The organism is uncultured Microbacterium sp. (genome assembly GCF_913776565.1).
GTDB lineage: Bacteria > Actinomycetota > Actinomycetes > Actinomycetales > Microbacteriaceae > Microbacterium.
Window position 1 is genome coordinate 1 of sequence record NZ_CAJYPF010000168.1, and the last position, 9,306, is coordinate 9,306.

At 70.7% G+C, this 9,306-nt stretch carries 7 protein-coding genes, 3 tRNA genes and 1 pseudogene; 7 read left to right on the forward strand and 4 right to left on the reverse strand.

From position 1 onward, the window contains the following. Positions 1–69 precede the first annotated feature (69 nt). The 3 genes from QZ433_RS09445 to QZ433_RS09455 form a co-directional block, all read right to left on the reverse strand. Positions 70–142: transfer RNA gene (locus QZ433_RS09445), tRNA-Phe, on the reverse strand. A gap of 64 nt (positions 143–206) precedes the next feature. Then, positions 207–280, reverse strand: a tRNA-Asp gene (locus tag QZ433_RS09450). 30 nt (positions 281–310) lie between these two features. Further along, positions 311–383: transfer RNA gene (locus tag QZ433_RS09455), tRNA-Glu, on the reverse strand. A gap of 213 nt (positions 384–596) precedes the next feature. On the opposite strand from QZ433_RS09455, the gene QZ433_RS09460 reads away from it, so the two are divergent. Continuing rightward, a complete protein-coding gene (locus QZ433_RS09460) occupies positions 597–2,042 on the forward strand; it encodes a peptidoglycan DD-metalloendopeptidase family protein (protein WP_295782478.1) in 1,446 nt (481 codons plus the stop codon). A gap of 61 nt (positions 2,043–2,103) precedes the next feature. On the opposite strand, the gene QZ433_RS09465 is transcribed toward QZ433_RS09460, so the two are convergent. Further along, positions 2,104–2,637 (reverse strand): inorganic diphosphatase, encoded by a 534-nt coding sequence (locus QZ433_RS09465; RefSeq protein ID WP_116537352.1) that lies wholly within the window; start codon positions 2,635–2,637, stop codon positions 2,104–2,106. Positions 2,638–2,843: 206 nt separating this feature from the next. Here QZ433_RS09465 and tilS point away from each other — a divergent pair, with 206 nt between their 5' ends. The 6 genes and pseudogenes from tilS to QZ433_RS09495 form a co-directional block, all read left to right on the forward strand. Next, complete coding sequence (tilS, locus tag QZ433_RS09470; protein ID WP_295782479.1) at positions 2,844–3,845, forward strand: tRNA lysidine(34) synthetase TilS; 1,002 nt, start codon at positions 2,844–2,846, stop codon at positions 3,843–3,845. 145 nt (positions 3,846–3,990) lie between these two features. Then, positions 3,991–5,448, forward strand: a complete 1,458-nt coding sequence (locus QZ433_RS09475) for an iron-containing alcohol dehydrogenase (protein WP_295782480.1) — start codon at positions 3,991–3,993, stop codon at positions 5,446–5,448. Next, positions 5,445–6,944 carry an FGGY-family carbohydrate kinase gene (locus QZ433_RS09480; protein ID WP_295782481.1) on the forward strand — a complete coding sequence of 500 codons (1,500 nt, stop codon included), beginning with the start codon at positions 5,445–5,447 and terminating at the stop codon, positions 6,942–6,944. The genes QZ433_RS09475 and QZ433_RS09480 overlap by 4 nt, the downstream gene beginning before the upstream one ends. Then, on the forward strand, positions 6,937–7,776 hold the full coding sequence (locus QZ433_RS09485; RefSeq protein WP_295782482.1) for an HAD-IIA family hydrolase: 840 nt from the start codon (positions 6,937–6,939) through the stop codon (positions 7,774–7,776). The genes QZ433_RS09480 and QZ433_RS09485 overlap by 8 nt, the downstream gene beginning before the upstream one ends. 53 nt (positions 7,777–7,829) lie before the next feature. Further along, on the forward strand, positions 7,830–8,807 hold the full coding sequence (locus tag QZ433_RS09490; RefSeq protein WP_295782483.1) for a thiamine pyrophosphate-dependent dehydrogenase E1 component subunit alpha: 978 nt from the start codon (positions 7,830–7,832) through the stop codon (positions 8,805–8,807). Next, a pseudogene (locus tag QZ433_RS09495) lies at positions 8,804–9,306 on the forward strand (alpha-ketoacid dehydrogenase subunit beta); the annotation flags it as partial. The gene QZ433_RS09490 and the pseudogene QZ433_RS09495, both read left to right, overlap by 4 nt.

The window sequence follows — 9,306 nt, forward strand, 5'->3', positions numbered from 1 at the left end:
GAAAAGCAAAACCCCCGCCATGTAGAAGCTAGGCGAGGGTTTCTGGGCTGACTGTAATGATCAGCCGTGTGGCTCCGACGGGCGTCGATCCCGTGACCTCACGATTTTCAGTCGTGCGCTCTACCAACTGAGCTACAGAGCCGAGCGGCATGTCTGCCGCTTCCTACACGAAGGGCCTCCTCGAAAGAAGGCCCGTCGCTGTGGAGCGACCCTGACGGGACTTGAACCCGCGACCTCCGCCGTGACAGGGCGGCACGCTAACCAACTGCGCTACAGGGCCATGCATTTTCAATTGTACTTCACCGGAAAGTGACCCCAACGGGATTCGAACCCGTGCTACCGCCGTGAAAGGGCGGCGTCCTAGGCCGCTAAACGATGGGGCCGGATGAGCTTGAAACCTTGCGATTTCATCCTCGCTTGCCGACGACCGAGCCTACTTCACATCTTTCGAGATTGCCAATCGGGGGCGTGGCGTTCTGTCGTCCGCGCGTGTCGCGGTCCAGAATCAGTAGTTAACAGCGGGACTGACCCTGTTGTCCGTGTGACTCGTGTTGCTACTGTGGGCCGAGTTGCGACCGGTGAGATGAGGTAGTCCCGTGACGCTCGAGCGCCCCGAACAGACAGACGACTGCGGCTGCGCGCCCACTGCGAGTGAGCAGCGGCGCCTGTGGCCCACCTTCGACCGACGCCACGCGTTGAAGCTCGGCGCGCTGGGCGCCGTCGCTCTCGGCGCGTTCGGGGGAGCGGCATCCGGAGTCTTCTCTCCCGCCGCGGCGGCCGACTATCCCTCGTGGGCCGACGTCGAGGCCGCCAAGGCCAACGAAGCCGCCAAGGCCGGCGAGATCTCGCGCATCCAGGACCTCATCGCGGGGCTGCAGTCCGAGGTCGCGCGCACGCAGGCCGAGGCGCAGGCGCGCTCCGACGAGTACTTCGCCGCCCAGCAGGCCTACCAGGACGCCGACTACCGCGCGCAGCTGCTGCGCCAGCAGGCCGACGCCGAGGCCGCGAAGGCCACGGACGCGGCGAACAAGGCCGGCAAGGTCGCCGCGCAGCTGTACCGGTCGGGCGGCGACGACACCTCGCTCAACCTCTTCTTCGCCGGCTCCGCCGCGAGCGCCGACGATCTGCTCGCCAAGCTCGGCACGATGGACAAGCTGCTCGAGCGCAACCGCTCGGTGTACGCCGCGGCCGTCTCCGCGCGCGACAGCGCCAAGAACCTCAGCAGTCAGGCCGACGACGCCACCGCGGAACGCGAACGTCTGCGCGCCATCGCCGAAGAGAAGATGCAGGCCGCCCAGCAGGCCGCTCAGGCCGCCCAAGAGGCCCTCGCGGCGCAGCAGGCCAACCAGGCCGTGCTCGAGGCGCAGCTCGCCGCCCTGCAGGACACGACGGCCAAGACCGTCGCCGAGTATCAGGCCGGCGTCGAAGCCGAGCGCAAGGCCCGCGAGGAGCGCGAGCGCAAGGCCCGCGAAGAGGCCGCCGCCCGTGACGCCGCCGAGCGCGCGCGTCGCGAGCAGGAGGCCCGCGATCGGCAGGCCGCGGCGTCGTCGAACAGCGGGGGAGGCGGAGGCGGCGGCGGTGGCGGCAACTCCGGCGGCGGCGGCGGCGGAAGCGTCAGCGGCGGCGGCTGGGCGCGCCCGTCCTCGGCGTACACGTCGTCGGGCTACGGCCCCCGCTCCGGCCAGTGCAACGCCAGCTACTGCGCGAGCACCTGGCACCTGGGCCTCGACTTCGGCGCGAGCTGCTGGTCGCCGATCTACGCCGCGGCCGCGGGGCGTGTGACCTACGCCGGCGTGAACGGCGGCTTCGGCAACTACATTCGCATCCAGCACGACGACGGATCGGGCACCGGCTACGGCCACATCGTCAACGGCGGCATCTACGTCTCCTACGGCCAGCGCGTCGAGGCCGGGCAGCAGATCGCCGCGACCGGGCAGACCGGAAACTCCTTCGGATGCCACCTGCACTTCGAGGTCTACCCTCCCGGCGGCGGAACGACCGACCCCGCCCCGTGGCTGCGCGCCCGCGGCGTCTCGGTCTGATCGAGAGCACGAGAGAACCCCCGGTCCACGGACCGGGGGTTTTCGTCGCCTGCGCGTCAGGTCAGAGCGTGTTGGGCGCTTCGCCCTCACCCTGCGTCCGGGTCTGCTCGTCGTGCTCCTCGAAGCGCGTGAAGGCCTCGGCCACCAGACGCTCGGCCTCGGCGGCATCCGCCCACTCATCGACCTTGACCCACTTGTTGGGCTCAAGGTCCTTGTAGTGCTCGAAGAAGTGCGAGATCTCCTTCTTGGTCCACTCGTCGATGTCGCCGACGTCCTGGATGTGGTCCCAGCGCGGGTCCTTCGCGAGCACGGCCACGACCTTGTCGTCGCCGCCGGCCTCGTCGCTCATCTTGAGCACGCCGACGGGGCGCACCTTGGCGAGGATGCCGGGGTGCAGGTCGCGGTCGAGCAGCACGAGCACGTCGAGCGGGTCGCCGTCCTCGCCGAGGGTGTTCTCGAAGAAGCCGTAGTTGGCCGGATAGCCGAAGACCGTGTACAGGATGCGGTCGAGGTAGACGCGGCCGGTGCCGTGGTCGACCTCGTACTTCACGCGGCTGCCGCGGGGGATCTCGATGACGGCGTCGTACGCGCCCATACTCGTGCTCCTTAGATCTGTGGATTTCCGCGGCCCAGCCTAGTCGGAGCGGCCTGAGTCCCGCCGGGTCCGTGCCTGCCGTGACACGACGCAGGAGATCCGTGCAGGGCCCCGGGGACATCCCGCCAACCCACCGAAGGCTCTGCCCGGGTTTCCTGCGTTGTGTCCGCGGGGGCCCTTCCGCCGAGAGGGATAGCGTGGACGCCATGCACGAACGGCGACCCGGACTCGACCCTGCCGTCGCCGAGGTGCGCCGCGCCGTGCGCGCGGCCCTCGAGGGTCGCGAGGGTGCCGTGATCGTGGCGCTGTCGGGCGGGGCCGACTCGCTCGCCCTCACGGCGGCGACCGCGTTCGAGGCGGGGCGGGTCGGCATCCGGGTCGGAGCCGTCGTGATCGATCACGGGCTGCAAGAGGGATCGGATGCCGTGGCGCAGCGAGCGGCCGAGACGGCGCGCGGGCTCGGCGTCGACGCGCGCGTGGTCGCGGTCGAGGTCGGGTCGGCGGACGGACCCGAGGCCGACGCCCGCACCGCCCGGTACGCGGGCCTCGCCCGAGCCGCGGCGGAGCTGGGCGCGGACGCGGTGCTGCTCGGGCACACCCTGGACGACCAGGCGGAGACCGTGCTGCTGGGTCTCGCGCGGGGGTCCGGGGCGGCGAGCCTGGGCGGCATGCCGGCCGAGAGACGGGATGCCACCGGCCCGGCGTGGCTGCGACCGCTGCTGGGCGTGCGCCGGTCGACGACCGTCGCGGCGTGCGCTGCCGAGGGGCTCGAGCCGTGGGCAGACCCCCACAACCTCGATCCCGCCTACGCGCGGGTGCGGGTGCGCGAGCGGGTGTTGCCCGTGCTCGAGGACGAGTTGGGACCGGGTGTGGCCGAGGCGCTGGCGCGGACGGCCGAGCAGTTGCGCGAGGACGCGGCGGCGTTCCAGGACATGATCGACGAGACCATCGAAGACATCGTCGAGCACGCCGAGGCCGGGATCTCGATCTCGGTCGCCGCCCTTGCGGCCAACCCCGCGGCGCTGCGCAACCGGATCGTGCGCTACGTCGTCGAGAGCGAGTTCGGCGTCTCGCTGACCCGGTCGCAGACCCTCGAGGTCGCCCGGCTCGCCATCGACTGGCGCGGGCAGGGCCCGATCGACCTGCCGTCGTGCGTCGCCCGGCGGGTGGGCAACCGGATCGAGATCGTCGCGCGCGAGCGCGGCTGAGCGCGGCCCGTCCGATACCCCCTCGGCGGAGGGGGCGTTTCGCGTGCCTTGACGCGTCCCGACGACGCTCCTAAACTCCGAGAACGCAATATTCAAACACCGAATGAATATGCATCCGTCCGATTCACCGTCGAAGGCAGGACACATGGGCGCGTTCTCCGCCATCTCAGACCCCACCGATCTCGACGCCGTGCGCGCGGCGATCGCGGATGCCGAGCGACCCGAAGTCCTCGTCCCGCTCGATCTGCGAGCGCTGGTCATCGCTCCCGGCGCGGCCGCGGAGGCGCCCGGGCGCGTCCGCTCGCTCCTCGGACCGAGCGCTCCGGAGCGACCGCGCGTCGCCCTGCTGATCGACCACACGCGGATCCGCTCGGGAGAGGACGACCTCAAGGCCGACGTCCGCGCGCGTCTGGCCGAGGACTTCGACGTGACCGAGACCGTCCTCGGCACACCCGGCCACCTGCACGTCGACGAAGAGGCCCTGGATGCCGCGACCGCCGCCGTCGCCGGCCGGGACGCCGTGGTGTCGGTGGGCTCGGGAACGATCTCGGACATCGCCAAGGTCGCCTCGGCGCGCGCGGGTGGCGTGCCTCTCGTGATCGTGCAGACCGCGGCATCCGTCGACGGATTCACCGACAACGTCTCGGTCGTGCTGCGCGCGGGCGCCAAGCGCACGATCGACTCCCGCTGGCCGGACGTGGTGCTAGCGGACACGACCGTGATCGCCACCGCCCCCACCGCCCTCAACGCCGCGGGCTTCGGTGAGCTCCAGTCGTTGTTCACCGCGCCCGCCGATTGGTGGCTCGCCTCGCGGATCGGCACCGACACGACCTTCCACAGCACCCCGCGCGACCTGCTGCTCGAGTTCGCCGGCGACCCCTCGGAGTGGGGCGCGGGCCTGGGCGAGGGGGCACCCCGACCCGTCGAGCAGCTCACGCGCGTGCTCGCCATCCGCGGCATCGGCACGGGGATCTCGGGTTCGACGGCCTGCCTGTCCGGCGTCGAGCACCTCGTGAGCCACATGCTCGACATGTACGCCGTCGCCCGCGGTTACGAGGTCGGACTGCACGGTGCGCAGGTGGGCGTGGCATCCGTCGTCGCCGCCTCGGCATGGGACCACCTGTTCGCGCAGGCGCGGAGCGGCCGGGCGGTCGAGCCGCCGGTCGACGACGACGCCGAGGCCCGCGTCCGCGACGCCTTCGCGGTGTGCGACCCCTCGGGAGCCCTGGGTGCGGAGTGCTGGCGCGACTACTCGGCCAAGCTGCGGGCCTGGGCGGACGCGGACGGCGAGCCCCTCGACCTGCTCGCCGACCCGGACGTGCTCGAGCGCGGGCTCGGCGCCATGCGACCGGACAGCGCCACGATCGCGCGTTCGCTCGCCGTCGCGGGGGCGCCCCTCACGCGCGACGACCTCGGCGCCTGGATCACCGCTGACATCTGGCGCTGGGCCGCGGCCAACTGCCTCTACATGCGCAATCGCGTCACGGTGATCGATCTGCTCGCCGCCGCCGGATGGTGGACGGATGCCGACGTGGATGCCGTGCTCGGGCGCGCGGACGCCGCGGTGCGAGCCGCTCGCGCCGCCGCGGGGGTGACGGTGTGAGCGGGCTCGTGCTCGGCATCGACTGCTCGACGACCGGAGCGAAGTGCATCGCCTGGGACCTGCAGGGACGTGCGGTCGCTCAGGGGCGCAGCGACATCCCGCTGTCGATCCCGCAGCCCGGGTGGGGCGAGCAGGATCCCGAGCACTGGTGGAGCGCCGTCGTCCACGCCGTACGCGACTGCCTGCGGACGGTGGACCCCGGAAGCATCGCGGCACTGTCGATCACGCACCAGCGCGAGAGCTTCGCCCTTCTCGACGCCCACGACGACGCGGTGCGCCCGGCCATGCTGTGGCTCGACGCCCGCGCCGGAGCGCAGGTCGACCGCGTGGGTACCGCCCGGATCCACGAGCTGACCGGCAAACCGCCCAACCCCACCCCGGCGCTCTACAAGCTGCACTGGCTCGCCGAGCACGAGCCGGAGTCACTCGCCCTCACGGCACACGTCGTCGACGTGCACGCCTACCTCGTGCGCCGTCTGACGGGGGAGTGGGTCACCTCGATCGCCAGCGCCGATCCGCTCGGGATCGTCGATCTCGTGGCATCCGACTATTCCGACGAGATCCTCGCCGGGATCGGACTCGATCGCTCGGTGCTGCCGCGACTCGTCGAGCCGGGCGCCCCCGTCGCCGTCCTCACCGAAGCCGCGGCCCTCTCGCTCGGACTACCGCGGGAGGTGCTGGTCGTCGCGGGCGCCGGCGACGGTCAATCGGCCGGGCTCGGTGCGGGCGTGTGCGGCGAAGGCGACGCCTACCTCAACCTGGGGACGGGCCTGGTGTCGGGATGCTTCGGAGCGACCTTCCGCCCGCACCCGTCCTATCGCGCGATGTCGGGGGCGATACCCGGCACCGTGAGCAACGAGATGTTCGTGGGCGCCGGCACCTTCATGGTCACCTGGTTCCTCAAGGAGATCGCCGCGGGGGAGCCGGCCGGTGTCGTGCGCGAGGACTGGTGGGAGCAGCAGGCGGCGACCGTGCCCGAGGGTGCCGAGGGGCTGTTCGTCGTGCCCTACTGGAACGGGCAGCTCACCCCCTTCTGGGACCACCGCGCCCGCGGCGCGATGGTCGGCTTCGGGGGAGTGCACACGCGGGCGCACATCTACCGCGCCGTGCTCGAGGGCATCGCGTTCGAGCTGCGCTGGTGCCTCGAGCAGGCCGAGGCGAACTTCCCCGCGCCGGTCGCCGACTTCGTCGCGATGGGCGGCGGGGCGCGCAGCGACCTGTGGTGCCGCATCTTCGCCGACGTGCTGCAGCGTCCCGTCGTCCTCGCCGGCCATGACGAGGCGACGGCGCTGGGGGTCGGCATCCTCGCCGCCGTCGGTGCGGGACTGCACCCCGACATCGCCGCCGCGGTCGCCGCCATGACGCGCCGCGGACGCCGGTACGAACCCGATCCGGCACGTGTGCTGCGGTACGCCGAGCTCTTCGGCGCCTATCGCGAGATCTACCCGGCGCTTCGTCCGGTCTACCCGGCCATCGCGGAGGTGGCTCATGTCTGACGCATCCCCCGAGATGTGGTTCGATGCCTACCTCTTCGACCTCGATGGCACGGTCTACCTGGGGGACGACCTGCTGCCGGGCGCGCGCGAGATGCTCGCCGACCTGCGGGCGAGGGGCGCTCGGACGGTGTTCTTGTCGAACAACCCCACACGCGATCCGGACATGTACGTCGCCAAGCTCGAGCGGCTGGGAATCCCCGTCGACCGGAGCGAGATCGTCAACACGGTGGTGAGCACGGTCGCGTGGCTGCGGGCCGAGCATCCGGGGGCGGCGGTGTTCCCGATCGCCGAGCCGCCCCTCGTGCGGGCGTTGGAACAGGCGGGTGTGCGCATCAGCGAGGACCCGGCCGAGATCGACATCGTCATCGCCAGCTACGACCGCGGCTTCGATTACCGCAAGCTGCAGATCGCTTTCGACGCGCTGTGGCAGCACCGCCGCGCGATCCTGGTGACGACCAACCCCGATCGCTATTGCCCGTTCCCGGGTGGGCGGGGAGAGCCGGATGCCGCGGGCATCGTCGCCGCGTTGGAGGCGACGTCCGGGGTGCGCTGCTCGGCCAACATGGGCAAGCCCGATCGCATCATGATCGACGCGGTCCTTTCGCTCCTCGGCCCCGACGTGCGCAGCGCCGTGATGGTCGGTGATCGTCTCGAGACCGATGTGCGGATGGCCGTGAATGCCGGCATCTCATCGGCGCTGGTGCTCACGGGCGATGCCACGCGGGCCGACGTCCTGCGGTGCGAGCCGCACCTCCGGCCCGACTACGTGCTCGAGGGCATCGGCGATCTCCGCCCGCGGCAGACGCTTGCGCCACCCGCGGCAGCTGTTTAGAATAGTCACGCACGTACAGAATAGATATTCCCAACGGGACAGAGAGGTCATCGATGGACGAGGAATTCCTGCTCGAGATGCAGCGACGCATGCTGCGCATCCGCGCCTTCGACGAGCGGGCGTCGAAGATGGTCAAGCGCGGCCACATCCCCGGCACCGTGCACACCTCCATCGGGCAGGAGGCCCAGGTGGTGGGGGCCACCATGGCGCTGCGCGACGGCGATTACATGACCGGCAACCACCGCAGCCACGGTCACCCGATCGGCAAGGGCTCACCCCTCGGCCCGCTCATGGCCGAGCTGCAGGGCAAGGCCGACGGCGTCTGCAAGGGCAAGGGCGGATCGCTCCACCTCGCCGACTTCGCCGTCGGCAGCCTCGGCGAATCCGGCATCGTCGGCTCGTCGATCCCCATCGCGATGGGCGCCGCCCTGTCGTCTCAGGTGCTCGGCCGCGACAGCGTCGCGCTCGCCTTCTTCGGAGATGGCGCCGCCAACCAGGGCGTGCTGTACGAATCCATGAACATGTCCGGCGTGTGGAACCTGCCCGTCATCTTCCTCTGCGAGAACAACCAGTACGCCCTCTCGACGCCCGCCCACACGGTCACGAGCGGTGTCATCGCCGAGCGCGCCGCCGGGTTCGGCATCCCGGGAATCCGCGTCGAAGAGGGCCAGGACGTCCTCGCGGTGTACGAGGCCGTGCGCACCGCCGTCGACCGCGCCCGCGCCGGCGAGGGACCCACGCTCATCGAGGTGGTCACGTACCGCTATAACGAGCACTCCGAGGGGCTGCGTCTGGGCACCGACTACCGTCCCACCGACGAGCGGGAGGCGTGGCTGAAGAAGGACCCGATCCAACTCTTCCGCGAGCGCCTCATCGCCGAGCACGGCCTCACCGCCGAGCGCATGGACGCTCTCGAGCAGGAGATCGTCGACGAGGTGGATGCCGCCGTCGCCTTCGCCGAGAACAGCCCCTTCCCCGACCCCTCGGTCGCCTTCGACGACCTCTACACCGACTCGGAGTACGCAGCATGAGCGTCATGAGCTTCCTCGGCGCGATCGGCGCCGCCCAGCGCGAGGCGATGGACGCCGACGAGCGCGTCATCATCATCGGCGAGGACGTCGAAGCCAACGTCTACGGCACCACCGGCGGCGGCAAGACCCGCGCGCAGACCGGCGATTTCGTGCAGATGTACGGCCGCAACCGCATCCGCAACACCCCCATCTCGGAGGAGGGCATCGTGGGCGCCGCCGCCGGTGCCGCCATGACGGGCCTGCGCCCCGTCGTCGACCTGTCGTACTCGAGCTTCCTCTACATGGCGATGGACCAGCTCGTGAACCAGGTCGCGAAGAACCGGTACATGTTCGGCGGACAGGCCTCGATGCCCGTCGTCTTCCGTTCGGCGATGTTCTACGGCCTCAACACCGGAGCGCACCACTCGGACCGCCCGTACCCGATGTTCATGAACGTGCCCGGCCTGAAGATCATGGTCCCCTCGAGTCCCTCCGACGCCAAGGGCCTGCTGCGTACCGC

Excerpts from the sequence above, each read along its gene's own strand:
- QZ433_RS09465 (WP_116537352.1), bottom strand. The coding sequence starts at position 2,637 with ATGGGCGCGTACGACGCCGTCATCGAGATCCCCCGCGGCAGCCGCGTG.
- tilS (WP_295782479.1), top strand. The coding sequence starts at position 2,844 with ATGCACGAACGGCGACCCGGACTCGACCCTGCCGTCGCCGAGGTGCGC.
- QZ433_RS09475 (WP_295782480.1), top strand. The coding sequence starts at position 3,991 with ATGGGCGCGTTCTCCGCCATCTCAGACCCCACCGATCTCGACGCCGTG.
- QZ433_RS09485 (WP_295782482.1), top strand. The coding sequence starts at position 6,937 with ATGTCTGACGCATCCCCCGAGATGTGGTTCGATGCCTACCTCTTCGAC.
- QZ433_RS09490 (WP_295782483.1), top strand. The coding sequence starts at position 7,830 with ATGGACGAGGAATTCCTGCTCGAGATGCAGCGACGCATGCTGCGCATC.